Below are 26,052 nucleotides of genomic sequence, written 5' to 3'. Positions count from 1 at the left end.
GAATGCTGCTTCAGTTCCAACCTCTCGAAGCTCCGGTTGCAGACACCCTTCAGGGAAAGGACGAAACGAACCGGAGCGGGATGCCGCTGATCAACACGGTCGAGGAGAGCCGCCGAGGTACGTCCACCTCGGCGCGTCACCAGCCCCGTAAGGGGTTCCGTAAGGAAGGAACAGATGTGGTCTTTGTACTCGACAAACACAAGCGGCCGCTGATGCCCTGCACAGAGAAACGGGCGCGCCTGCTGCTTCGGCAGGCGCGAGCGGTGGTGCATCGCAGGGCGCCGTTCACTATCAGGCTCAAGGATCGCTCCGTCGCGGACAGCGCACTCCAGCCAGTTGTCCTCAAACTCGATCCGGGGTCGAAAACGACGGGCGTGGCCCTGGCGCGTGCTGCGGATACACCCGACGGTTCGGTTCACCACGCGCTGCATTTAGCCGAGATCACGCACAAAGGCGCGCTTATTGCCGAGCGGATGCGGAAGCGTGCGCAGGCCCGCCAGCGGCGGCGCACAGCCAATCTCCGCTACCGGGCTCCTCGATTCGACAATCGCCGCAGATCAGCGGGCTGGCTCACGCCGTCCATGCGCAGCCGCCTCGACAATCTGCTGACCTGGGCGCGGCGCTATGGTCGCTGGGCGCCGATACACAGCATTGAGCTGGAGCATGTGCGCTTCGATACGCAGTTGCTCCAGAACCCAGAAATCTCCGGCGCGGCGTACCAGCGCGGCGATCTCTACGACTACGAGCTGTGGCACTATCTGCTCGAAAAATGGGGCCGGGCGTGCGTGTACTGCGGTGCAACCAATCTGCCCCTGGAGCGCGATCACATCATCCCCCGCAGCAGGGGCGGCTCTGATCGGGCCTCTAATCTTACGGTCGCGTGCCGAAGGTGCAATCAGGACAAGGGCGACCGGACGGCGAGCGAGTATGGATACCCGGAGGTGCAGGCCCGTGCGCGAGTACCGCTCGCGGATGTGGCGGCGGTCAACACGCTGCGCTGGGCGCTGAGAAACCGATTGCAGGCGCTGGGTATTACCGTCGGCTGCTGGAGCGGCGGGCGCACCCACTGGAACAGGGTGCGGTTTGGCTTGCCCAAGACGCATGCCATCGACGCGCTGTGTGTGGGCAAGCTGGTGGGCGTGCGCGGGGATGATGTGCCTGTCCTGGGCGTGCGGGCGATGGGACGCGGGGCATATTGTCGCACCCGATACACCCGGTATGGGTTCCCGCGCGGCTACCTGCTGCGCCAGAAGCACGTTCACGGCTTCGCAACCGGCGATCTGGTGCGGGCCGAACTACCAGCCGGGAAGCATGCAGGGGTTCATATCGGACGAGTCGCTGTGCGAGCGAGCGGATCATTTCGTGTTGGCACCGTTGATGGGATCAGTTGGCGGCATTGCCGACTGCTCCAGCGGGCGGATGGCTACGAATATGCCTGGAAAGGAGGGGTGGCGCTGCCTCCCCAGCCGTGATCGGCGGGGTTTCTGCGCTACTAATTGAGATGAGCACAACAAAACGACAGCTCGATCAGATTGCCGCGATCAAAGCGCGCGTGGGGGGCCTCCCATCTGCTCCCCCCAAAGATGGGCAGCCGGCTGCTGCTTCGGCAACGGCCGCACAGCAGGAAAGCGAGATCGACCGGGCTGCACAGGCCCGCAGCCACTTCACCGGGCGGGTCGAGCACCTAGTGGCGAACCGGGCGATCGAGCACATCCCGACTGGCCACATCGCGCCCGACCTGCGGCCCGAGATGCGCCAACCGCGCATGGTGCCGCTCCCAGAGGAGCTGGTTGTGCGGGGCGCAGTGCCGCCAGCCTACCAGGAGTTGGTCGCCGAGCTGCGCGACCTTGGCGCTTCCCTCACGAGGCGACAGCTCCAACCGATCGTCGTTTACCCTGGCAGCAGCCAGCAATACCCCGCCGCGCGCTACCTGATTCTGATCGGGCAGCGGCGTTGGACCGCCGCGCACCTCGTCGGAATGCTGTCAATCGACGCGGTGGTCATCGATCCACCGTCGCCACTCGACCGGGTGAGCCTCCAGTATGCCGAGAATGAAGACCGCGAGGACTTCAGCGATATGGAGCGCGCCTGGGCTCTCCAACAGTTCCGGCAGGCGATGGGCGACGAACAGACGCCCATCACTGACGCGATGACGCACCTGGGCATCAAGCGATCGCGGGCCTACCAGCTCCTGCGGCTGCTGGCCTTCACGCCGGCACAGCAGCAGACGATCGCCTTGCTCCGCCTCCAGGAGCGGCAGATTTTGAGTCTGACCGACGCGTTCCACCAGGGGAAGCTGAGCCAGCCGCAGGTGAGCGAGATCCTGCAACGGCTGAGTGAGATCGCGGCCGAGCGGGCGCTTGCCAACACGACAGCCGCGGACCAGGAGACCACGCAGGTCGGGGAAGCGCCGCGGCGGAGCGGCATCGACGCGGCGACGGTGGCGCGACTTGTCGCGCGCATGATCGACCAGCAGACGCCGCCCTCGAACACCGTTATCCCGCGTTGGTACGCACCACTTCGGCAGAATGTCAGCGGCGCTACGCGCAATCTGCGCCGGGCATTCGATCGGGTGGACAAACTTGGGCCGCAGGAAGCCCGCGAGCTGCGCGACGATTTGCACAACCTCCAGATGCAGGTGGGGCGGCTGCTGGAGCGGGTCGGGCAGGTACAGACCGACAATGCCGAGAAAGAAGTAGCGAACGGATAGTTGCGAACGTTTCACGGCGACGGGCACCACGTATCTGCTACGCGATAGCCAGTCTGTCCCACGCCACCTCCAAAACACTAAGAGCGCCTGATACCAGGCGCTCTCGGTATGTCAGCAAGCCACCCCATCAACACGACATAACGTACATCAATCGAGCAGCAAGCGCGGATAGATTTCTACTCCGAGCGCGTCCCAGCGCACGCCCTGCCGATCGGGGGTCAGGCGCCAGCGGGCGCGCTCGTCGACCGGCGCCGCCATCAGCGGTTTCCAGCGCGCCAGGTAGGCGCTCACCGTCACGCCGTTCGTGAGGTCGAACGTCAGCCGCACATCGTCGAACCGCACGAACCGGACCGACCAGGTCGAATCGCGGAACGGAACCGTGTGGGCCAGGACGCCGGAGACATCGGTGTTCAGGACTGCGCAGACCGCCGCGAGCATCGGCAGATCAATCTGTGATGTTCCGGCCTTAACGCGATTCCACCTGCTCCACGAGATACCGGTCGCCTTTTCAAGCGCCGCCGGCGTGTACACCTGAAGACGCTCGGGGATGTTATTCGTCAGCGGGTAGACGTTGATCTGGCGTGGCGGGATCTCGTCCCGCCGGACCGCGTTCGGACTCAGGCGCGGCAGTGACTGGCCCGGCGCGCGATAGCGCAGCAGCTCGCCCGGCAGGCAGATGAACACGCTACAGAGGGCGGCGACGGTGCGCAGCGCAATGCGGCCCTGATACGGGACCAGCTCCGTTTCCGCCGCAGCACCCCCCAGCGCATGCGCCTGAACTCGCCGCGGCAGCAATTCGTTGATGGTCGAGCGGCTGAGGCCGCTGATACGCGCCAGTTCCTGCTGCGTGAGCGGTGTGCGCCAGCGCTCGGCCGCGACCAGCAGCAGCTCGTCGAGACCACAGATGACGTCGCCGATACTCTCCACAGCCTGCTCCCCATGCGTCGGTGATCGCGGCAAGACGCGTCGTCCAAGCCGTCCAGCCAGCCAACACCATATCAAGATCGCTATTTAGGCGACAAATTGTAGCACGTTTAGTGATTCTCCGCCGCCGGAGGAGCTTCCTGCGACCCGTTTTCTTACCTGTTTCACAACCTGTTTCACGGCTGTTTCACAGCACCCTGACGCCGTGAACATGCATCGCCAGAAAGTGTAAAACGCTTCTCGAAACCTCCGTTTGCGACTCATCCGGCCGCGATTGCCAAATAAGTGCATTGGGAAGCCGCAAAGGCGCATTTTGGCCGTCTCACGGCTATCGTCGAACTTCGGCTGCCGGCGGCCGTGTTTGCCGCATTGGGACGCGCTCTCCGCTTGTAACGTACAGGACGCCTCACGTGCAAGAGATATGTGCGAAGGCGCCGCGGCACCGCAGTCGCTGCATCGGCTATGCAGTGATAGCCGTTGTCATCGGTGGAGCTGCGCCAGCCTGGAGTGGCCAGAGTAGGTGCGCGGCAGGCCGCTCCGTCGGCTGCTCCGCCTGGCAGCGCTGCCACAGCGCGATCCGCGCATCCAGCTCGGCGCCCAGCAGCGTCAAGTGCCCACGGGAAAGCGCTGTCGCCTCTTCCTGCGGGAGATAACGGAGCGCCGCAGCTACACGCAACAGCGAGGAGATGATACCGCCGTCGACCTGGTCCAGTTCATACACCGCGCCGCTCATTGCGTCGAGGTAGACGAAATCAAGCGCATACTCCGAATCCCCCTGTGTCCCATCGCCCAGAAGATGCAGCACATAGCCCGTCCCAAACATATTCGGCAGCACGCGCGCCAGCATGCCCCTGATGACGCCGCCTGAACGCTCGATTGCGTCGAGCTGGACAACGGCATCTGCTTGCAGTTCGATTGGCTGCCGTGGTTGTTGGTTTGACATAATAAAACTCTGTTCCGGGTACCCGAGCCCGACGGCCGTCTTGACCGGTCTGGTATGACTCGGTATACTGACCATGGCCTGGTTCGCCAGGCTGAGCAACAGCGAGGAGGGACTGGGCAGTCCCCACCACAGCGTCCTTGTATCGGTTCGTGTTGCGGTGGCCATCCCCACGGATCGTTTCAAGGGCGTTGTGCTGTGTCCTCACCAATCCAACACTCAAGCGACGCCTCCCACCGCCCCAAACAATCCTGGCTTAGCGCAGCGGTGTCGGCCCAAATACCGCCGGCCAATCCTGCTGCGGGATCTGCTGTTTCACAAGCAACGCAAACGCAAAATACCAGTCCGGCTCACTCGCTAGGATTTTCGCCTGCTGCGCCAGGGCCATGCAATGGCGCATGCCAAGTCGTCCGATGATGCGTGGAATCTGCGCCGCTGCCGCGGGGTTCCTACATCGCAGCGTCGTGATGATCTGCCGGGTCGCAGATTGGAGGTCCCCCGCCGCGGCCGGCCGCATGGTTACCGGTTTCTCCGGCGCCCGCTGCGCAGCGAACGCAAGCGCATCCTGGAGTTCGCGGATGAGCGCCTGGTCGTCATCGCTGTAGCGGACGTGCTGGGTGTCCGGCAGGCGCTCCAGCAGCCAGGCGATCCGCGCGAGAGTCCGCGCAAGATCCGTGTCCGGCAGCGGCTGCTGCCCGGCGAGAATACCCGCCAGCAGCGCCGCGCGCTGTTCCTGCGCGGCCGCATCGTATTGGCGCTGGGCCTCCTCCGCTGCCTGGCGCGCCTGCTCGACCGCGACTTGTTCCGCCGCCAGGCGCTCCAACTCCGCGCGGTGACCCTCCTCAGCCAGTCGAGTCGCGTTCGACACGCGCGCCAGGGTTTCCGCATCCGGGGGTGCGTAGAGGTAGTCGCGCAGCGCGTCAACGATAGCCCACTCGCCCGACGTGTAGCTGAAGCTGTGGAGGTCCGGGAGCCGCAGCAAGAGCCGGTGAATGCTCCGCACCACAACACCGGCATCGACCGGATTCCATGGCTCGTCCTCCGTGAGTGCCGCTGCCTCCGCCTGGGCGATCGCGCGGCGCTCAGCTCGCTGCCGCCGGCGCGTCGCGGTCGTCTGGTCAGCGGGCTGCTGCGTGAGCCAGGCGCGCAAGTGTGCCCGCTCGGCGGCAAGGCGATCCAGCGCGCGTTGCGCCTCTTTCCGATCGCCGGCATCACCTTGCGGATCGCTGGCTCGCTGGTGAAGGAGCGTTGATGCCTGCTTAATCTCCTGAAGCCGCTCACGCGCCGCCACAGCCGATGCCGGCACCTCGAACACGGGCCGGACTGCAATGATGGGATCAGGGAACTGCGCCGGGGTGCCCACCAACACATCGCGAATCAGGTCGGTCAGAGCGTACTCGTCAGCGGAAAGCGTGACTCGGCTCGCCTTTGCCAGGCCCACAAGCAGACGGTAGGCCGCGCGCAGGAGGCTTTCCGAGTTGGTGCGATCGACTGGCTCGTCGTCGTTCAGGGCAGCGATCCGGGCCATCAGCGCCACGTGCTCTTGGCGGCGACTCTCGTTACGGGCCTGTCGTTCGCGCTCCTGGAGTGTCTGGAGCCACGGAACGAGCGCGTTTCGCTCCTCGGCCAGCGTCTCGATCGCCTGGCTGGCCCGGCGCCGCTCAAGGTAGGGTCGTTTGGTATCTGTCACGATGGCCTGGTGCTGCCGAATCAGCGCCCGGATCGCCTTGAGCCGTTGTTGGGTTTCGGCAAGCGTCGCCGGCCGTTCGATGACCCGGCGCGGCCGGCGACGCATGTTCGCTGGACGCAACCACTGCTGATCTTTGGGCGCTTGCGGCATACCATGCTCCTTCTCTGCGCGGCGGCATCGCCATGTGCTCAGCCGCACGATCAGCTCACAGGCGTTTCCCGAAAGGCTTTCCAATCCGGCCGGACGGCAAACGGGTCGTCCAGGCCGAGGATCAGGCGAAAGACAATATGGCTCAGCGTTGACTCTTCCAGCCGGCGATCCCGCCGGTATGATTTGACCGTCCACTCTTCTGTGAGCGCCCGATCGCCCATGCGCTCAAGGGCGCCGACCGCGGTGTTCGCGGCATGCTGCGGCGCAATCGGCTCGCGGCGTATCCGTGCGCCCGCGTCACGCGCGGCTCGCCAGATGAGGTTGTGGATCTGCCCGATTGTGAAGTGTTCCAGCAGCTTCGCAATGGTATGGTGTGTTTTTTCACCTGCATGAAACGGCAGGGCATGGTCCGCGAGCGCGAGTTCGAGGTAAGCCACACACTCCATCTGCGCCAGCCAGGCCCAGAGAAGTGGCAGCTCGACATACCACTGCTCGACCCACGGCCGCTGCGCCACGCGCTGCTCGATGGCCGCCATCAGGCGCTGCGGCGTGGGCGCGTCGGCAGGCAACACAAGCCGCCAGACAACCGAGTTGAGGTAGTGTGCGGTCGGGACGAGGCCATCCCAATCAAACGCGTCGATCGGCGAGCTTGCGTCAATGCGCAACCAGCCCCGCTGCCACAGCTCGGCGACCAACGCATCGTCCGCGTCCGCCAGCGGGGTCAGCCACAGCGTATGCTCGCGAATCGGGGCAATGACGTCGAGCGTCTCTCGGGGATTATTTCGCAACAACGCTAATACGAACAGGCACTCAGCTAAGCGCGCCGCCGCAACAGGGGGCGGCGCGACCTCTGCCAGGTCATAGCGCGCGATCGCGGCACGCCTCACGGCATCCCCGTTCCCCGGCGCCTCGTGGGCGCGGGCGTCCGGGGTGGGCGGTGGCGGTGTTCGCTCCGGCGCCATCCGAGCAGGCGGCGGGGAAGAGACTCGTTTCGATCGCTCGAAATAGTAAAAGCGCTCGATTGCCGTCTGGGCCGCTCCCTGTAACGCTGCGAGCGACCAGCGATCGGGAGCGCGCTTGGCCATTTCCGCCGGTCCTGACCGCGCGTACGCAGTAGCCTCCTCAGCGCTCCGGGCAGCGAAGGCCGCCAGGTAGATCCAGCGACCGGGGCGCCAGACGCGCAGCCAGAGTGGCGTCCCGTCCGCCGCCTGACGTCGCGTGGCGATAACCAGAATGAGGCCGTCGGCAAGCTGCTGCGCGATCGGGGCACTATGCTCATCCGTGATCTCGCTCAGCTCACACGCTAATACTGTGACGGTGCTTGTGTCTCGCACACCATCCCTTCGTGGCATGGCATCCTCTTTTGGCGTTGACGATCGGGCCAGACTTGACACCACTACCCGCTAGGCCGCGGGTGTCGGGTCTCCGCCTCCACGACGTCCGCGCAACACGGCAGGCGCCTGAGGAGAATCTCCACGATCAGGCGGGCGGCGAAGCCGCTCACGGAGCGCGTCTGGCATATCACTGACTTCAAGCATCAAATACTGGAGCAGCCGCGTGGCCGTAAACGGCTGGGGGTCGCCCGGTGGTGCAACAAGAAACCCCAGAAGTCCGGTTGCCTCTATCTGGCGCAGGAGCGCGTGACTTACGGGATCGTCGAGGCGAAAGATACACTCGACCGACCCGCGCGCCGGCTCCTGTATATCTACGACCAACCCCACGAATCCCCCCGGTGTGGGTGGCGGCGGCAGCCAGGCGCGCCAGGATGTTGTAATGTCCCCGGCTGTGCCCCCGGCTTGTGCCTGGGCCGAGCGCTGGCGGGCCAGCAGGGTTGTTTCAGGATCGAGCGGGAGCACGCACGCAGCGCGGCCGTGCAAGGGTGGACCGGCCAACTCAGAGGACAGCTCAAAGATCTGCCCTCCAGCAAGCCGCAAACTACGCTCATAGGCATCACGGAACGCCGGTGTCCCGCCCAACAGATATACCAGGTCATCCGGTACGCATGACCATGGTAGCGGCGTGATTGCTGAGGCGCGCGCGGCAGCCACATGCGCCGCCCACTGGCGCGTGGCGGGCAGTGTGGCCGGCGGCTCGGCCATCTGCTCCGTGACGGAGAGCGCTTCATCCGGCATGCCCAGCCGCAACAGAGCCTCGGCCAGTATCGCGCGCCGGCCGATCGTATCCGCGGGGTCGGGGTCAATGGCGAGTGCATAGCGCAGGAGGTCAACCGCACGCGCAAAATGCCGTTGTGCCAGCGCATGGCTGGCACTAAAGGTGCATAGCGCGGCAGTCGCCGCGTCGCTCCGCGCCCGCGACCATTGCAGGACTCGATCGATCTGTGGCCAGATTCTGTCCGGGATCTGGCCGGACGCGGGCTCGCGAGCGACCATGTGGAGAAGACTATGCTCCAGCGCCTGGCGCGCGGCTGCGAGAAATTCACCGGAGGTCGGCGCCTGGCGTGCCGTCTTCCGGTCGATGAGCACGAATGAACGATCGCTGCCTGGCCCAGCCCGCAACTGCCGGCGGGCAAGCAGCCAATCACGTGCCTGCTCCAGCTCGGAAACAGTAAGCGTATCCCCTCGTCCGTGCAGCGCACGCACAGCCCCGGCGAGCAACTGATGCGGAATCGGCGCGTCCGGCGCCAGGAGCATAGCACAGCCGAAATAGAGATCCACCAGCGTTGCGGCGGCCATGCGATGTTGCTTCGGCATCAGTCACTCCTCCTTGCTGGATCGGACTCAGGCGGGGCCTCTTGGCCTGCCTGCCGGGATTGTGCGCGTATGAACGCCGCCTCAATCAGCGCGCCGGCAACATCCTCGGCGGTCAGCTTGTCGTTGCCCATGGTGTGTAGGGCATGTGCGCGGAGATGCGGCGTGTTCTTCGCGGCCAGAGTGAGCAGCCAGCGATACTGCTCGCGCGTGATGACAACCGCAATCCGCATCAGTTCTTCATCAGGACCCGGAACCACAGGTCACTCCCCTCTACGGTGGCGTGAGCATGGCCACAGCCACCACTGCTCTAGCTAAGCAGTTGCTACTCCTCACTATCGGCAGGCTCGTCGCCGCGATGGCGTCGATAGATGCGATATGTTGCTCAACAGTAGTCACGCCGCGGCCCACTCCTCGGCCTCAAGCGCCGCGCGGTCGGTGATGTCGAACGCCTCAGCCACGACCATCGCGCAACTATGGATAAGCGCCATCTTGTTCTGAAACAATGCCGCCAGGTGTTGGACGTCTTCGCCCTCCGCAGCGCGGGCATACGCGCCAAGAAGCCCGCGGGCGAGGGCCGCGGCGCTGGCGTGCGCTGGGCCTATCTCCCCCGTGCAGACCTTGCCCATGCGGTATAGATCGCTCCAGAGCTGCGTACACACAATTCTGAGTGCCTGCTTCGGCATAATCGCCAGCCCATCCCTCTGCGTCAGGAGGCCGACAGGCGCCCCAATACCGCGGGCGACCATCGCGGCGATGACCTGCGCGCCGCCGCGTGCTGCCGTGAGCCCCCGATCCGGGCACGCTCCGGGATCGACACTGCACATCTGCCGGTGGTGTGTTACAAAATCTATCGTCTGGCATGCCGCGAGAGGAAGATCGCGCTCCAGCATAATTTCCAGTGTGTGGTTGCCATTGTAATAGTGCTGGTTCGTCGCCCTATCGTACCACCAGGGGCCGTCACGCTGCGTCGGATCGTATGGCGTTAAATCAGCGAGAACCGGATCATCGACAGCTCGATCGGTGAGCAGGATACGGCACGCTGGTACACGGTAGGGGATGACCTCGACCCAGTAGGCCCGCATGCCGGCAGTCAGGGTCGGCCAGTCGTAGGTATACTGAACATTGCCGTACCGAAAGCCGTTGGCCCAATAGTTGGGCGACAGCCAGGTGACACGGATGCGCGAGGTGTTCAGCCGGCTTTCGTCAAAGACCAGCCCCGCACGCAGCACGCCTTCGCGCATGATCGTGAGCGCAGGCTCTCGATGCGCGACATGGGACATCGTGGAGAATGGCGCACAATCCGGGGCAAACCTCGGCGGGCGCTCTGGGGCGCCGACCCGAAAGCGCACCCATTCAGGAGCGGGGCGATCCTCCATCAGCGCTTCTCTCCGGCGCGTGCGGCGCCAGCATCAGCCAGGACTGCGCGACAATAGACGTACATATCGTTGCGCCGCGTCATGCCTGTAAGCCGCAACAATTCATCGTGAACCAGCATGCGCTCACTGCTCAGGCGCTGCCACTCGTCGCTGTCAGCATACTGGCCACCACGCATGGCGTCGACATACGCGACATATTCTTCGGCCAGTGCTTGCAAACGAGAGGTCCGGCCATCCATAACACCACCGCGACTAGGGCAACATCTCCCGCCGACCGATCGCATCGCCAACCATGCGCAATCAGGCGGAAGCAGGGCCTTACAGCTTCACGAAGCCTCTTCAGATCCACGAGCTGCGCCGTCGTCAGGAACCTCGACGAATAGCACCTTGAAGGCATCTTCGTCCGTGACTCCCGCTGCCGCCGCATACACACGCGCGATACCCCACGCCTTGGAGCGGCGCAAATCGCCGCGGCGGTGCGGTTGCGTGGCCGGATTGAGCCAGCCAAAGTACGCCGATCGGCTGATTGGGGCCCGATCGATAATATCTTTGGGCTCCAGGCCGGCGCGTGCTATGAGATCCCGAAAGTTTTCAGCAGGGCGCAGCATATGTGCTTCACTCGACATCGCCACGGTATAATACTAAGTGAGACTACTATAGACCCACCCTGGCCAAAACGTCAAGCAACAGTCGGTCGAGGCGGGCATGAGCTTTCTTATCTGGGTGGCCCAGCGGCGTTGGCCGTGGTCGCCACAATGGTTCCAACAATGGCAGCATAAGCAGCGAATCCGCTGGCTGCAAGCGCGGCAGATACCAGCGATGCTGGCGGCACAGGAGGCCGGTGCCGGTCTCTCTGAAGCGTGGGCTGGAGCGGGTACCAGCAGTGATGAGATTCTGCAACTGAACGCCGTCGGCGCGGTCTTCGATGCTCCACTCACCGCGCCGTTTGGCGAGCATTACGGCACTGGATAGCCTCAGTGTTAACAATATCTGTGTTTCTGGTATTGTTTTGTAGTATTATAGCGCGCCGGCTTTACCATAACCCTTAACACCTTGATGAAACAACAAAACAATATACGCGCTCTATAGCATTATTATGCGGTAGAGCGCGTATGTGGGCTAGAACGGCGTTCTGTCACCCTGAAGCGAGACGAGATCGCGGCGACAGCGGCCCTAGCACCTGTCTGGCGCAGCCTCCGCGGCTGTTCTGTCTCCGCTGCGAAGATCGACCCGTGCGTAGACAACCCAGCCATGGCCGCCTGCCGCGAGGCGCGCCCGCTGGTCGATGACGGACTGCCGGCCAGCATTCGTACGGACAAACTCGGCCGCGCGCGCGGCCAGCTCCGGTGTGGCGGCGTGCATCGTCAGATAGACCAGGTCGCCCACAACCTGGTCGAGCGCGCGCCCGAGTGCGGTCGCGTCGCATCCGAACCGGCGAGCAATCAGCGCCAGGTCGCCGGCCCACTGCTCCGCGCGCGGCAGCCGGCAGAGCTTGATGCGCGCGAGCGCCGCGACGTCGCAGCGCAACAGAGCGGCCAAGCCGGCGTCGTCAAGGCCGGCCCGGCGCGGGGCTTCGCCCTTTGGCCTCGCGGGGAATGCATCCTATCGAGAGTGCTTTCTGCGCGGGCGAGTGCCGTCCGCAGGACCGCGCCGGCGATGAGTCCGGTGTCGCGCAGCTCGGCCGCCTGAACCAAGCGTTCCATCCGTGGGGATGCGCGATCGTTCATATCTGCCTCCTGCCATTGTCAACATACCCCTACTAAATATTCCCTCTCAGCAGGGCAAAGTGCGACATGTTTGGGGCGCGCAGTTGCGTGAGCCACACAATCACTGGCGGCAGAAAGGCAGAAAGACAGAAAGGCAGGAAGGCAGGAAGGCAGGGATGCGGTGATACGGCACACAACAGCGCGCGGCGCGCACGTCAAAACGTGCGCGCCGCGCGTTGCTCGTCTGTTGCTCTGCGGGCTTAGGCCGGGCGCTGGAGGCCCATCGCGGCGCACCAGGCGTCGCGGATCGGCTCATCCACACCTTCGAGCGCCCACATCCGCTCGACGTCCTCGCCCAGGTCGGCCGGGTCGCTCGCATTGCGGAGCCGGGTCAGCGGGAGAGGCAGGCTGACGGTCAGCGCCTGGCGGGTCGTCGGCAGCGCCGCATCCAGCTCGTTCCGGTAGACGAAGCTGCGCAGGTAGAAGGGGCGATCGAACGCCAGGTCGACGCCTAGCTGCTCGGCGTTCAGCATCGCGAGCAGGTGGCGCGCCAGGCCGACGCGCAGCGGGAAGTTGACCGGCTGCACGAAGTTCAACGGCATCGGCACATTGACCTGGATCGGGTCGCCCTCCGTGATTGTGTAGGGCATGCCCTCATCGTCATTGAACTGGACATAACCCATCAGCGTCGCGTCGTCCTGCTGGGCGGCGGGCGCGCTGAAACGCACCTGGCCGGTCCACCCGTCGCGGAACCACCAGGCGTTGACCTCCGGGAACACGTCGGCGAACATCAGGTTGTACCAGAAATCCCACGCGGACGGCGCCTGGTGCGGCCGCTCCACGCGCATCTCGCCCCCCATCCAGAGCCTCGCCACGCGCTGGGTCAGCTCAATCCCGGTGCCGAGTCGCGGCATGTACACGTGGCCGGGGGCCACGATCTCCTGTTTGCTTTGTTGAGACATAGTGCTTTACTCCAGATTATTGTTCTGGGGCGCGAGTATGACACGCGCCCCGCGGCTTGTCAAGGGTTATCGCTGCGCCAGCCGGTTGAACAGCGCCGCCAGACGCTGGCCGACCGCTTTGGGCATTTCGTCAAGTGAGTTGATCGCGGTCCAGTTGCCGGCTCCCCACAGCTCGTCCATCAGCTCCTTATTGGCGCCGTGGCCGAGGAAGATACCGAATGTCACGACGCCGCGCTTGCGCGCGTCTTTCAGCACGGCAGCCGTCTGCGCCTGATCTTCCACCTGGCCGTCGGACAAGCCGACGAACAGCCGGTTGGCCTCCTCGCCGCCGCGCAGCGCGGTGACCGCGAGGCCCGCCGTGCGCGAGAGCGACGTCCCGCCCAGGTTCACCTCAGTCAAGGCGGCCGCGCGCCCCGGGTCGAACGATGGCTCGTCCATCGCCTTGAACTGCGCGTCCGTCGAACCGAACCCGCGCGACTCGTATGGAATATCCAGCAGCTCAAACGTATCGCCGAGCACCATCATCGAGTCGTAGAGCGCGCCCGATTGGATGTGGTAGCCCATACTGCCCGAGAGGTCCACGGCCACCGACGCGCGGAACGATGTCTGCGGCAGGGTCTTGGATTGCGTGCGGACGTTCTGCTGGCCCGCCGCCGCGCGCACGATCCGCCGCCTATCGAGCTGCCCCTCCGGCAAATTGCGCAGGCGCCTCTCGACGTCGGCGCGAATCGCCTGGAGCACCGTAGCCATCTTCCCGGCGACCTTCTTGTGCTCGGGCCTGCGGCCCTTCCACTTGTTGACGGTCGTCGCACCGGCCCTGGGCATGCCGACTTGCACGCCCTCGATCCGGCCATCGACTGTCTTGTAGCGCTGCTTGGCCGAGCTGCGGTTGCCCAGCGGCTGGTGCAGCGCCGCGCCCAGCACCTCGACGCGCGATTCGACCCGGATACCCGAATCGAGCGCCGAGACCGCCTCGCGCTCCGCCGCGGCAAGCACGTCGGCGAGCTGGGCCTTGGTGAATGGCGCATTCGCGTCGCGGAACGGGCTGCCGCCCTGCCGGGTCGGCGCCTGGCCCCGGCCGCCGGCGCCGTTGCTCTGCCCGCTCTGCTGGCCTGCATCGCTCCCGATCGCGTCCTGCGCGCTGTCCGCGTTCCAGTCGCGCCAGTACCCCTCCATGTCGGCGTCTTCGACATCGCTGCCGTTGCCGCGCGCGCCCGGCTGCTGCCCACTCACATCGCCAGCGCCGTTCGCGCTCTGCTGGCCGGTACCGTCGCCATTGGCGTTCTGGCCCGGCTGGCGGCCCTGGCCGCTCTCGTCCTCACCCTGGCCCAGCCCCTTCCGCCAGCCCTTGCCGCGGCCGTTCGTGTCGTCGTCTTCACCCTGGCCCTGCTGGCCGCCACCACCGCCACCCTGCTGATCGCCCTGGCCCTGCTGACCTTGCTGGCCGCCCGCTCCGCCGCCCTGCTGATCGCCATGCTGGCCGGCCTGCTGGTACTGGCGATCGCCGCCGCCTCCGCCTCCGCCTTGCTGCCCCTGCTGGCCCTGTGCGCCCTGCTCGCCGCCTCCGCCTCCGCCTTGTTGGCCGCCCTGTTGGCCCTGCGGGCCAGACTGTCCGCTGCCGCTACCGCCACCTTGCTGGCCGGACTGCTCGCCCGACTGCCCCTGACCGCCGCCCTGCTGGCCGTTCTGTTGGCCCTGCTGGTTCTGCTGGCCGCGGTTCTGGGCCGGCTGATACTGCCGGCCGCGGTTTTGCTGCTCCTCCTCGTAGGTGACCCCACCGGAGAAGATGGTCTGGCCGCCGCCGCCCTGGCCGTCACCATCGGGCATCTGCCCCTTGACGGTCACATGGCCCTTGAACTCGACGTCCATGTCCATCCCGCCGCCACCACCGCCGCCGCCCTGCATCTGGCTGGCGTCGATGACCTGGTCGCCCTCGATGACGATCCGCGGCCGCCGCGCGTCCGTGCCGGGAGGCGGGTTGCCCGGGTCGGTGCCCTTGAAGCCATCGGGCATCTTGACGCCTTCCTGCTCCATGCGCGCGGCCATATAGACCGCGGCGGACCAGGCGTCCTCTGGCTTCCCGTTGACCGCGGCGCGGACGACGGGGGCCAGCTCATTGAATAGCGCCCTGGACTTGGCGTCCATCTTGGCGTAGGTCGAGGGCCGCACGTTGAAGAACGGCAGTGCCTCGTACAGGAGCGCCCAGGGCACCACGTCCTGGGGCGGCAGCGGCGTGCCGTCCGGCCGCCGCACGGTTTCGGGCCAGCGCGGATTGATCGCGGCGTCGGCCGCCAGGATCTCGCCGGCGCCGGCGTATCGGTCGTCGACGCGCCGCTCCATGCGCCCGTCCTCGACGATGTTGTAGGCGTCCTTGACGAAGGTGCGGCTCGTATCAAGGCGCACCGTCTGGACCCCAAGCCCGGCGAAGCGCATGTCGACCTCGACGTCCTGCGGCCCCTTGCTCTGCATGATGTCCAGGATGCCGGCCCACAGGTCCATCGGCGTGAACTGCTCGTGCCCCAGCTCGTGGTAGATACCCGCCTTGATGGCGACGAGCTGCTGCGCGTGCGGCGCGTCGGGGCCGAGCGGCTGCGGATCGGCAAAGATCTTGCCCTGCATATCGGTCGCGAAGCCGCTGCCGGGGTCCTTGAACACGACCCGCCGCGGCCGTCCGGCGATCTGGGTCGCGACGCGGCTGAAGGTCTCGGCGATATGCCGGTTGTTAATCGGGTCCTGTCCCTCGGCGAGGCCGTTGGCCACCACCTCAAGCGTCAGCGGCCGCGAGTTGCCGTCACGGTCGAACCCCTCTTTGTTGTACCCGCGCCGGTCGAAGCCGTCGTGGTCGTAGCCGAACCGATTGTAGCCCTCCTTGTTGTAGCCGGTGCGATCGAAACCGTTCTCGTCAAGCCCGCTGAAGTCGTAGCCCTCGGCGTCAAGCCAGCGGCGATAATCGTTCGGGTCCTGGGTGTAGCCCTGGCGGACGTTCTCCTGCGGCGGCCCGCTCGGCTCGACATAACTTGGGTTGTGCGGCGTCTGGAGCACGAGGTCATAGTCGCCGCCGCGCACCACGCCCGAGAAGTAGGCTTTGACGGTGCGATTGCCGAAATTCGGACACTCGTGCCCTTTGGGGTTCCCACCAGTGAAGCGCCCGCACTCCGGGCACCTGAGCGGCACGCCATCAACGACCGCCCTGGGGTTCTCGGCGAGGCGCTGCTCGCTGCGCAGCCAGCGATAGGCGACCGACCGCTTCCGGCCGCCCGCGATCAGCTTGTTGTACAGCTCGCGAACCTTGGTGTCGTCGTAGACGTAGCCCTTGTTAGGCTCGTAGCGCTGCTGCATCGGCGCGCCCTGCTTGAACGCGTCGAACGTCGGCGGTGTCCGCGGGTCATTTGGCGGCGGCAGCGGCGCGTAGCGCGCCCCCGGCACTACGCGCGGGGCCTGGTACCCTGTCCCGTTGTACCCCTTGTTCCACCCGAGGTAGCCGCCGGGCCGTTTGTCCCACTCCCACCCGATGTGCGGCACCCACTCGGCCGAATTGTTCGGGTTGACACACCGCTCTGTCGCCGCGTCGTACACCCAGCCGCAGTAGTTATACTGCCGCCCCTGGGCGTCGGGCGCGGTCAGGCCGGTCTTCTTGCTGAAGCCCCAGCGGTCATAGCCGAACTGGTCCCAGCCCGACTGGTTGTACTTCGCGGGCAGCGTCTTGCCGGTCTTGGGACTGACCGTGAGCATGCGCTCTTGCCCGTTCCGATCCTTTCCGTCGTTGTCATAGCCGGTGAAGGAGTAGCCATTCCGATCGAGGCCCAGATTGTTGTAGCCGGTGCGGTCGTAGCCGTCCGGCCCTATACCGCGCAGATAGCCGCCGCGGTCATTCCCGTTGGCGTCCAGGCCCTCGGCATTGAAGCCCCAGCGGTCGTAGCCGTATAGGCCGATGCCGTTCCGGTCGTAGCCGTACATGTCGCGGCCGTCGGCGGCGTAGCCGTCGAGGTCGAACCCGTCGGCGTTGAACCCATCGCCGTACAGGCCACGCGCGTCCGCGACGAAGAACGGGTGTGTCTCGCCCGCGGCATTCCGGCCGGTCTTGTCCCAGCCGTTGCGATCGTTCCCACTCGCGTCGAAGCCGTTTTTATCGTACCCCTCGGCGTCCAGGCCCTGGCGGTCATAGCCCTTCTCATCCCGCCCGTCCGCCGCATAGCCGTGGCCGTCGAAGCCGGCGTCGTTGTAGGAGTCCTTGCGGAACCCCTTGGAGTTGAAGCCGGCGCGGTTGTAGCCGTCTTTGTCCAGGCCCTGGCGATTGAACCCGCTCTCGTCCCAGCCGTCCTTGTTGTAGCCGTTCTTATCGAAGCCGCGGCGGTTGTAGCCCTCACGGTCATAGCCGTTCTGGTCATACACCTTGCCGTTGGCGCTGATGACGGCGCAGACATGCTCGGTCTTACCGATGAACTGGCCGCACTTGCCGCATTGCTGCACGCCAGCCGCGGCGCACAGCGCACCCGCCAGATCCGCCGCGTAGCGCGCCGGCTGCGCCTCGTAGTCGATGACGGCGTCGTTCAGGCCCTCGGAGAGATTGTCGCGCACGCTGAGCGCCGCGGCGGCCTCGTCCAGCGCGGCGCGGAGGCGCCCATCGTCGCCGCTGAAGGAGACCAGGCCGTTGGCCAGGTCGGGCAGATCCGGCGCGTCGCGCATCGCCCGCCAGGCCGTCACGCGGTTCTCGGACGGCATGCCCCACAGCCGCGGTTTCCGCCCGCGCGACAGGTCGTCGATGATGCTGGCCAGCAGCCGGGCATTGTCGATGTCGGGCCGCGCGTCGAACGCGTCGGCCGCGATGTACAGCGCGGTCGGGACCTGCGCGTTATCTGCGATGTTGCCGTCCAGGATGTCCCGCGCCGTCGGCAGCAGCGCGTCGATGATCGCCTGGTTACGCGCCTGGCGCTCCTCGCGCTCCTTCGCCCACCAGTCACGGCCCCGCCCCCCATCGCGATCGCGGTTCTCCCAGAACGTGGCCGCGCGGTCGGAGATACCGTACTCGTCCGTGTCGTCGCCGGCATCCTCATCGTCGAAGTCCTCGTCATCGTCGAACTCGTCTTCGTCGTCCGCGTCATCCTCATCGTCCGCGTCCCAGAGGCGTCGCTGGCCACTAGAGAAGCCGCGGCTCATCGAGCCGCCCTCTCCGCGCCCGCCCCAATCGTCCCAGCCGCCGCGCGCGCCCAGCGCGTTCCGCACCGCGTCGGTGCCGGCCAACGTTCCAAGCCAGTCAACCGTCGCCTCGTCAGTCGGCACCGCCGCCATCCTCGCCGGACACTCATGGCCCGCTGTCGCGCTCATGAACTGCCCGCAGTCGGGGCATTTCTGCGTGCCCGCGGCAATCGCGACGATCGCCGCGAACGCCTGCGCGTTGCGGTACGGCTGATCCAGGTACGCCTCGGCAATGCGCATCGCCTCTTCGCCCACGCCGCCGATCTCCTGCATATGCGTGGCGTAGGTTTCCAGCGCCCGGCGTTCCGTCGTGGCGTGCGGCCCGCTGCCAAGCGGCTTGGAGCCGCTCGCCAGCTCGGCGATGCCGGGCAGGCCGCGGACAAACTGCTCCGCGCGCCCACTCAGCTCGGCCGGGTAGCTCTCCAGCCACGCCGGCCGGCAGACGTGCGGCTCTCGCCCCATAAACTCGCCGCAGGTGCTGCATTTGAGCCCCTTGGCGTCCGCGTCGTCATCCCCATCGCCGCCGTCGCCGCCATTGCTCCCGCCGTTTCCACCGGGCGCAAGGCCCAGTGCGGTCAGCAACTCCTCAGGCGAGCGCGTCGGCATCGTTTGTGGCGCCGTCAGCCCCGCCGCGGCCTGGGCAAAGGTGCCCACCGGGGCAATCAGGCTGCCGTCGGGCGCCGTGATGCTGCCGTCGGGGTGCAGCGTGCCGCCGCCTAGGAACAGCGTGCGCATCTGGTCGTCCGAGAGAGGCTGGACGCCGCCCTGCAAAGCAGCCGCAGCGCCCGTGAGGTCGCCGCGCCCGAGCGCGTCTGCGGCCGCCTGGAACGCCGCCTGAAAGTTCGGGCCCAGCAGCGTGCCGCCAAACGCGCCGGCCAGAGTGTTTGGGTCGATCCCCAGCGCGGACGCTTGCGCGGCAGCCCGCTGATCGGCGACGTACTCGGACGGATTCCGTCCTGCCGCCAGCGCCGCCGCGAAGTCAGCGCCGGAGATCGGCTGCAAGACGCGCGGCGCGGCGGGAGTGGTTATTGGTGATACAGTTGGAGCCGCTGTGCTGTTAGTGTCCGGCACCGTGGTGACTACATCAGACGAGATGTTTTCCCTTAGTGCGCCTGCAACCGCGGGATGCATGCCCTGGATCGCCGCGGCTGCCGCGCTCGGATCGAACGCCCTGGCTGGGCAGACGTGACCGCTCTGCCCCACAAACTGGCCGCAGTCAGGGCACTGTGGCGTACCCGCCGCGAACGCGAGCGCGCGAGCGAACTCTGCGCGATTGCGGATGTGGTCATTGAGGTAGTCTTGCGCCGCCCCGCGCAACTCCGCCGGCGCGGCGGAGCCGGACCGGATTGTGTCCGCACATCGCGTGAGTTGCGCTACCTCGTCCGCGCCCTCGGGGGGTAGCGCCCCATTCGCAAGCGCGATCATGTCGGCGCTGCTGTCGACTACTCCCCGCGCGACTGCGCGCCATCCTGGATGCGTCTGCGCCGCCCACGCGGGCGGCTGGCCCACGACGATGCCGGCGCGGTTCGACTCGTCTTCCAGTGCGCGCACGAGCGCGGCCGTGTGCTCCTGGTCGGGCTCGCGCACCACCGCGGCAGCGGCGGCGCGGGTCTCGGCGGAGAGCGCGACGCCCTCCGGGAGGAGGTTCGCGGCGATTGCGCCAGCGGCTACAATAACGGTGCGCTGGGCATCGGCGCGCACCGATCCCTCAGCCAGCTCGCGCACGCCCTCTGCCGACAGAATCGCGTGCGCCCAGCCCGGTGCCGTGGTGCGCACGTGCGCCGCCGCTGCGCCGGGGATCGTCGCGGCGGGGCGATCCTGCCGCGCCACTGCGGATGGGGAGGCGATCGGCGTGGGATCTGGCGCTGTGCTTGCCGCCAGCAGGGCTTGCGCGAAGGTCTGCGCCGCTCCCTGATGGCGGGAGGCGATCCAGTCCCGCGCCGCCTGCTCCAACGCCGGCGATGCCGTGACGCCGATAGGCAGCGCTCCCCTGTCCACCGCAAGCGCGGCGCCGAACAGGGTATCGGCCGTCGCCTTCGGCCCCGGCTGTGAAACGTTGATGGTTGTCTGGCCGTTCGCGGCCTCGCGCACACCCGGAGTCATCGCGATCGCCTGCGCCCAGCCGTTCAGGCTCGTCGCCTGATGGGCACCCGGCGCGCCCGGGACGAATGGGCAGTTGTGCGCCGACTGGCCTTGAAACTGCCCGCAATTTGGACATTTTGACAGGCCGCCGGCCTCCGCCAGCGCCTGCGCGAACAGCCGCTGCGCGGCCGGGTTGTCAGGGTTGCCGTTGTAGGCACGGCCGGCCGTACGAAGGCCCGCCGATGTGCCGCTCGCCGCCAATACTTGTGCCGAGCACAGCGGGTCGAGCGCCGCACGGGCCTGGGAGCCCGTCGCGCCATTGGCAATCGCGGCGAGCGAATCCTGCATCTGCTGCGGGATGGCCAGCGTGGGCGCCGCGGGGGCGGCCTGGGGGATCGGCACGGTCTGCGTGCCAGGGGGCGGTGCCGCTTCGTCCACGGTCATTCCATAGCCGTGCAGCGCCTTCGCGACGTCGGCGCGCGAGCCGGGCACCACCCAGCGCTTGCCGCGCCCGTCACGGTCGGCGTTGAAGCACCTCCCGTCCACGCCGGGCAGCGCCTTGATCGCCGTCAGGATCGTCCCGAACTCGGAGCCGGTGATCGGGATCACCTGCCCCTCGACCTCGATCAGAATCGCTGGCGGGGTCTGCGGGCGGACGCCCCGGCGCGCCATGGAGAGCGTAGGCGTGGCGCCGCCGCCCCCATTCGCGCCGGTCTGCGCCTGCTGGGCCTGAAACACCTCGCCCGCCAGCGGCGAGAACCGCCCGCGGATCGCCTCCGCGCTCAGACCGGCCGCCTGGCCCTCAAGCGCCTGCCGCCGCAGGTCGCGAACTTCCTTCCAGCCGTACTGGGCCGGCCGCTTGGGGAGCGCAAATCCGTACTCCGGGTGCGGGTCTCCGTGCGCCGGCACGTCCATCCGCGGGCTCATCGCCCGCATTTCGCGGAATATCTCCACGGTGGCCTCCTCGGCCGCCGTGTCCGCGGCGCGGGCGGTGAGGACGGCCTGTCTGGCCGCTACTCCCTGCCCACCGCCTTCCCTGCGCGAGGCCAGCGCCTGCTCGGCCCGAGTCGCCCCCAGCTCGTGAACCTGGAGGAGCAACTCGGTTGCCTCGGCAGGCGAGACCCCCAGTGCCGGCGCGATCCGTGCGCCGGCCCGCTCGCAGTAGGCCCGAGTATTTCCATCACACGACATTGACGTGTGCTCCTCTCAGTCGACTATGGGTTCGATCGGGCGGCTCTGCGCGACGGCGCATTACCATCGGAACCAAAATGCGCCTCGAAGCGCTCCATGATCAGCCGCCACTGCTCGTCGAACTGGTCGTTCTGGTCGCAGCAGATGCGGAAGGTGTTCGCCGCCTCCTTCCAGCCGACGGTCTTGCCCAACACGATGTAGTTGCGGAGCTGCCGGTCGCCCGGACGTGTCGGCGTGCGGCTGTTGAGGCCGATCTGCCGGTCCATCGCGCCGCTCCCCGCCAGGCTCTCGATGTCCTGGACAAAGTTGACCGCTGCTTCCAGCTCGGGGTCGGAGATGTTGATCTCCTGCGGGATGTTGTAGCTCTTACGCAGGATCGTCTGCCGCATCTGCTCGCGCTCTGCATCGCGCTGCGCGTCCGTAGCCGCCGGCGCGGCGTCGGCTGGCTGGAACTGCTTCAAGAAGCCGCCCACGCGCGCCGCGCGCTCCTTGGCGGTCGCCTTTGGCAGCTCGAACGGCATAATGCGGGAGAGCGGCGCCGCCGCCGGGCGATCCGGGTCGCCTTCGTTGCCCGGGTTCCAGGTCATACACGTGATCGTGGCCGGGTGAACCGGGATACGGGTCATACCGGCTTCCGGGCTGCCAATAATGATCTCGCCGTCCTCCAGGATTGACTGGAGCGCGGTGGCCAGCTTCTCGTTGCGGGCGATTTCGTTGATACAGATCACGGAGCCCATCGCCGCCGCCAGGCCGATCTTGCCGAGCTTCACGCGCGAGCGCGTACCACCGTTGCCGTCCGGCTCCAACACCACCGTGCCGATCGCGTCCTCCAGCGTCGAGTCGGGAAGCACGTTATACTCGGTGTAGTTGAGGCCCTGCGAGACGTTGCCGGCTTTGTCGACCGTCTGGATCGACGCGGCGAGCTGGCGCGCCAGCGTGTTCTTGCCGGTGCCGGCGGGGCCGTACAGGCCGAACGCGCGTGACCAGAAGCTGCGCTTCGTGTCGCCCTTCTGGCCGGCCTGGATCGCCGCCGACATGGCGCGCAGGATGCGCTCGTTGGTCTCGCCGATCTCGTAGTTCGGGTCCAGGTCGGGAATGTACTCACTCAGCGGCTCACTTCGCTGGCCGCCCACGGTCGCGTCGACGTCCATCAGGTACGGGTCGGGAGCAGGCAGCGTTACGGGGCTCAGGATGTGCTCCTGCGCGGTCAGGGGCATGCCCTCAGGGCGGATGAGGCCGGTGCGCGGCGCCCGCACAACTGGCGCGTCCTGTGCTCTGTCAGCATTCCCCGCGGTCGGGGCGGGCGGCGCTGCGGCCTGCCCGCCCTGCGCGAGCCGCTCGGCGACTTCGCTCATCCGCGCTGCGGCCTGCGCCATCTGGACCATGGCCTGGGCCACGGCAGGGTCTGGCGCCGCGACCGCAATGGGCTGGCCGTCCGAGCTGGCAGGCGTAGCGATGGGCGCGACCGCCCCAACGTTGCCGTTCGCGACGCTGGCCAGCGTCGCCTGGAGCGCGGCGGTGAAGGCAGAGGTGTCCATCACGGGCGCCGGCATGGATTTCAGCGCCTCGGCCAGCGCGGCGGTGTCGAGTTGCACAGTGACCTGTGGCGCTTGCTGGCCGGCCATGCCCTTCTGGAGGGCGGCCGCCAGCGCCTCGGCGTCGAACTGTGCCGTCACGTTCTGCGGCATACCGGCCTTGATGGCGTTCGCCAGCGCCTCGGCGTCGAACTGCGCCGTCCCGGTCATCTGCTGCGGCAGGCCAGCGCGGAGCGCCGCCGCCAGCTTCTCTTCGTCGAGCTGAACCACGCCGCCGGGCGCCGCCGGCTGCGCGGCGCTGAGCGCCTGCTGGACGGCGCCGCCCAGCGCCGCTGCCAGCGCATCCGTGTCGATCTTGTTCTCCACGGTCACCTGGGGTGCCTCAACGGTGACCTGCGGGCTCACTGTGACTGGAGGCATCGCCACGACCGCCTCGGCGATCGTCGCGCGCAGCGCCTCCTGGTCGAATGGCGCCACGACGGGTACCAGCACTGGCGCGGCGGCCGCGGCCTTGTTCGGGCAGTTGTGCGGGCTTTTCAGGCTCATGTACTGGCCGCAGTCGGGGCACTGCTGCGCGCCGCCGTGCGCTGCCAACTCCCGCGCAAAGCCTGCGGCCGCCTGCGCCTCGGTAATGGCCGGGTCATTGGCGGTGCCGCTCCGCACCGCAATCCAGAGGTTCGCCGCGTCAGCCAGATCGACGGGAGCGCCTGTACCGCTCAACACCGCCGTCGCGGCACCGTCGAGGACGATGCCGTCTTCGGGCGCGCCCAAGCCATGGTTCGCGACCGCGACGATGTAGTCACCCTGCGCGCCTGCAACCACCGCGTTGGCCTGGGGCGCGAACACCGCGCCAGGCCGCAGCGAGATGCTCGGCGCACGCTCGGTGTTCGACTCATCGGCCGTGGCGGCGTTCCGACGGCGCTGCCGCGCTTGAAGTGCTCGGGCCGCGATAATAAGCTGCCGGGCAAAGCGATCGGAGTCCTGCTCGCCGGCCAGAACCCGCTCAGCCGCATCCCGCGCGCCCGGGGCGAGCGAGGTGTTCTGCATAAGCGAAGCGGCGAGCGCGCGCACGGCAGCGCGATCCTCATCCGATAGCTCTAGGGGCGACGCGCTCTCCGCATCGCTGACCAGCCCGGCGAGCGTTGGGCGCTGCATGACCGCCTCGAACGGCGTAGCAATTGCCGGCTGGCCGACCGGCCGCAGATCGGCGGGCAGGTCCTCGACCACCACGCCGCCCGTGCGCGGCTGTGCGGGCGCGGGCTGCTGGGCCGGTCCGGGACACGCGTGCGCATCGCCGGCGAAGCGGCCACAGGTCGGACACTTCTGCGTGCCGACCTGGCCGCCGAAGGAGACCTGGCCGCCGTTGGCGAACACGCCGTTCTTGGCGGCGATATACATCGCGTCCGAGGCGCGCCAGGCGTTACCAGTGCCGTTGTTCAGCGCCGCGAGGTCCGCGGCCAGCGCGACGTCGAAGCCATTCTGGGGATGCAGCGCGCGCCACGCCATCACCGCAGCCATCTGCTCGGCCGACATATTGGTCGAGCCGGCCGTGTCGCCGGCGGTGTTGGTCTTCGGATCGTACACCGCCATCAGGCTGCGCCGGTCGCGCGTGTAAATCTGGATCTGGCCGTCGGCGGTCTCGACCACCTCGCCGTCGTACAGCGCACCCACGGCGGCCATCAGCGTCCGGCCGACCGCCACCGAGCCGCCCTTAGGCAGCGGCTCCTTGCCATTCGTATCGTCGGTCTTCTGCGTCGCGCCGCTGACGTCGCGGGCGCTGCCGAAGTGCGCCGGGTCCTTGCTGCGCTGTCCGACGGCGTAAGTCATGTTGCCGACCCGGATCGAGGCGCCGTACGAGCCGCTCTTGCGGAACTCGGAGCCGATGAAGTGTCCGGTGTCGTACACCTGCCCGCCCCTGACGCTGGTCGTCGCGGCCTGCTGCACCTGCTGCATCCGCTGGACCGGCACGCCGGCTGGACCGCCGACCGTGGCGCCAGCCGGGATGGTCGTGCCGTAGGCCGCGGCCATCAAGCCGAGTGCGGTTCGCTGCCGTGGCAGCACGCTCAGATCGGTCGCGTCGAGCACAGGAACCACGCGGCCGTTACTCATCTGGGCGAGATTGAGGCTGCGCTCCTGCCTCCAGGAATCCGGGACGAAGCCGCCCGCCAGCGCCGAGGGCAGGCTGTCAAGCGACACCCGCACCTCCTCGCCGGTCAGGCCGTGGCGCATGATCACGTCGCCCTTCCGGGCCTGCGCGATCAGCGCGTCCAGCGCGCCGGCCGGGTAGGCCGAGCCGGGCACGCCGAGCCGGCGGATGAGCTTGCCGCCCAGTGCCTGGGCATTGGCGGTCATGGGGCAGGTGTGATCGGTGGGCTTGCGGTATTGGCCGCACTCGCCGCACCGGTAGTGGTTCTTGCCGCCGGCCTCGACGATCGAGGTCATCCGGCGCGTCGTCTGGGCGCCCGCGAGCACCTCCTGCGCGATCGCCGGCAGGGACTGCCGCCCGCGAACGGCATCGACCGTCTGCTGCACCGCCTGCCAGCCGTACTGGGTGGCCAGCTTCGGCAGCGCGACGCCGTAGCGCGCGTGCGCGTCGCCATGCGCCGGCACGGCCAACCCCGCCGCCTTGATCTCCTTGAACGCGACCACGGTGGCCTCGGCCGCGGCCGCGTCGGCGCCGCGGGCCTGGATCTTGGCCAGGCCCGCCAGTTGCCCGCGCTGCCCAATCGTGCGCTCCGCGCGGGTCGTCGCCAACTCGTGAATATTTAAGATTGCCTCTTTGGCAGCGGCGGGATCGCCGCCGCCGAGCGCCGCCGCGATCTGTGGGCTCGCGGCCAGGTTTGCCGCATGCGCTGCGGTGTTGCCGTCGCACGACATAA

At 67.3% G+C, this 26,052-nt stretch carries 16 protein-coding genes; 3 read left to right on the top strand and 13 right to left on the bottom strand.

Annotation, left to right across the window (positions count from 1 at the left end):
• The first annotated feature begins 80 nt into the window (after positions 1-80).
• Together iscB and M1P90_RS35200 are read left to right on the top strand one after the other, a co-directional pair.
• Entirely contained in the window at positions 81-1,472 is a 1,392-nt protein-coding gene (gene iscB / locus M1P90_RS35205) for an RNA-guided endonuclease IscB (RefSeq protein ID WP_483705641.1), read from the top strand.
• 29 nt (positions 1,473-1,501) lie between these two features.
• Entirely contained in the window at positions 1,502-2,710 is a 1,209-nt protein-coding gene (locus M1P90_RS35200) for a ParB/RepB/Spo0J family partition protein (RefSeq protein WP_483705639.1), read from the top strand.
• Between the two features lie 147 nt (positions 2,711-2,857).
• Here the strand turns inward: M1P90_RS35200 and M1P90_RS35195 are convergent, their stop codons facing one another.
• The 9 genes from M1P90_RS35195 to M1P90_RS35155 form a co-directional block, all read right to left on the bottom strand.
• A complete protein-coding gene (locus M1P90_RS35195) occupies positions 2,858-3,637 on the bottom strand; it encodes a helix-turn-helix domain-containing protein (RefSeq protein ID WP_483705637.1) in 780 nt (259 codons plus the stop codon).
• Between the two features lie 457 nt (positions 3,638-4,094).
• Positions 4,095-4,577 carry a hypothetical protein gene (locus M1P90_RS35190; protein WP_483705635.1) on the bottom strand — a complete coding sequence of 161 codons (483 nt, stop codon included), beginning with the start codon at positions 4,575-4,577 and terminating at the stop codon, positions 4,095-4,097.
• A 253-nt stretch (positions 4,578-4,830) separates the two neighbouring features.
• The gene (locus M1P90_RS35185; protein ID WP_483705633.1) at positions 4,831-6,414 is read right to left on the bottom strand and encodes a hypothetical protein; all 1,584 of its coding nucleotides are present in this window, start codon (positions 6,412-6,414) and stop codon (positions 4,831-4,833) included.
• 50 nt (positions 6,415-6,464) lie between these two features.
• Positions 6,465-7,748 carry a hypothetical protein gene (locus tag M1P90_RS35180; protein WP_483705631.1) on the bottom strand — a complete coding sequence of 428 codons (1,284 nt, stop codon included), beginning with the start codon at positions 7,746-7,748 and terminating at the stop codon, positions 6,465-6,467.
• Between the two features lie 69 nt (positions 7,749-7,817).
• A complete protein-coding gene (locus tag M1P90_RS35175) occupies positions 7,818-9,125 on the bottom strand; it encodes a hypothetical protein (RefSeq protein ID WP_483705629.1) in 1,308 nt (435 codons plus the stop codon).
• Positions 9,125-9,355: a hypothetical protein gene (locus tag M1P90_RS35170; protein ID WP_483705627.1), complete on the bottom strand. Its 231-nt coding sequence runs from the start codon at positions 9,353-9,355 to the stop codon at positions 9,125-9,127. Before M1P90_RS35170 ends, M1P90_RS35175 begins: the two co-directional genes overlap by 1 nt.
• Positions 9,356-9,517: 162 nt before the next feature.
• Positions 9,518-10,501 carry a hypothetical protein gene (locus M1P90_RS35165; RefSeq protein WP_483705626.1) on the bottom strand — a complete coding sequence of 328 codons (984 nt, stop codon included), beginning with the start codon at positions 10,499-10,501 and terminating at the stop codon, positions 9,518-9,520.
• Positions 10,501-10,740: a hypothetical protein gene (locus tag M1P90_RS35160; protein WP_483705624.1), complete on the bottom strand. Its 240-nt coding sequence runs from the start codon at positions 10,738-10,740 to the stop codon at positions 10,501-10,503. The genes M1P90_RS35165 and M1P90_RS35160 overlap by 1 nt, the downstream gene beginning before the upstream one ends.
• 87 nt (positions 10,741-10,827) lie before the next feature.
• Positions 10,828-11,109, bottom strand: coding sequence for a hypothetical protein (locus M1P90_RS35155; protein WP_483705622.1), 282 nt, complete (start codon positions 11,107-11,109; stop codon positions 10,828-10,830).
• A gap of 97 nt (positions 11,110-11,206) precedes the next feature.
• On the opposite strand from M1P90_RS35155, the gene M1P90_RS35150 reads away from it, so the two are divergent.
• Entirely contained in the window at positions 11,207-11,473 is a 267-nt protein-coding gene (locus M1P90_RS35150; RefSeq protein ID WP_483705620.1) for a hypothetical protein, read from the top strand.
• Between the two features lie 201 nt (positions 11,474-11,674).
• Here M1P90_RS35150 and M1P90_RS35145 read toward each other — a convergent pair whose 3' ends face one another.
• The 4 genes from M1P90_RS35145 to M1P90_RS35130 form a co-directional block, all read right to left on the bottom strand.
• Entirely contained in the window at positions 11,675-12,040 is a 366-nt protein-coding gene (locus M1P90_RS35145; protein WP_483705618.1) for a hypothetical protein, read from the bottom strand.
• Positions 12,041-12,467: 427 nt separating this feature from the next.
• The gene (locus M1P90_RS35140; protein ID WP_483705616.1) at positions 12,468-13,169 is read right to left on the bottom strand and encodes a hypothetical protein; all 702 of its coding nucleotides are present in this window, start codon (positions 13,167-13,169) and stop codon (positions 12,468-12,470) included.
• Positions 13,170-13,235: 66 nt separating this feature from the next.
• Positions 13,236-21,638 carry a hypothetical protein gene (locus tag M1P90_RS35135; RefSeq protein WP_483705615.1) on the bottom strand — a complete coding sequence of 2,801 codons (8,403 nt, stop codon included), beginning with the start codon at positions 21,636-21,638 and terminating at the stop codon, positions 13,236-13,238.
• A 23-nt stretch (positions 21,639-21,661) separates the two neighbouring features.
• Complete coding sequence (locus tag M1P90_RS35130) at positions 21,662-26,050, bottom strand: AAA family ATPase (protein ID WP_483705614.1); 4,389 nt, start codon at positions 26,048-26,050, stop codon at positions 21,662-21,664.
• Positions 26,051-26,052: the final 2 nt, after the last annotated feature.

It is taken from the genome of Kouleothrix sp. 19917, assembly GCF_057073505.1.
The sequence above is the reverse complement of the archived record's forward strand: the minus strand, read 5'-3'. Positions and strand labels throughout refer to the sequence as shown.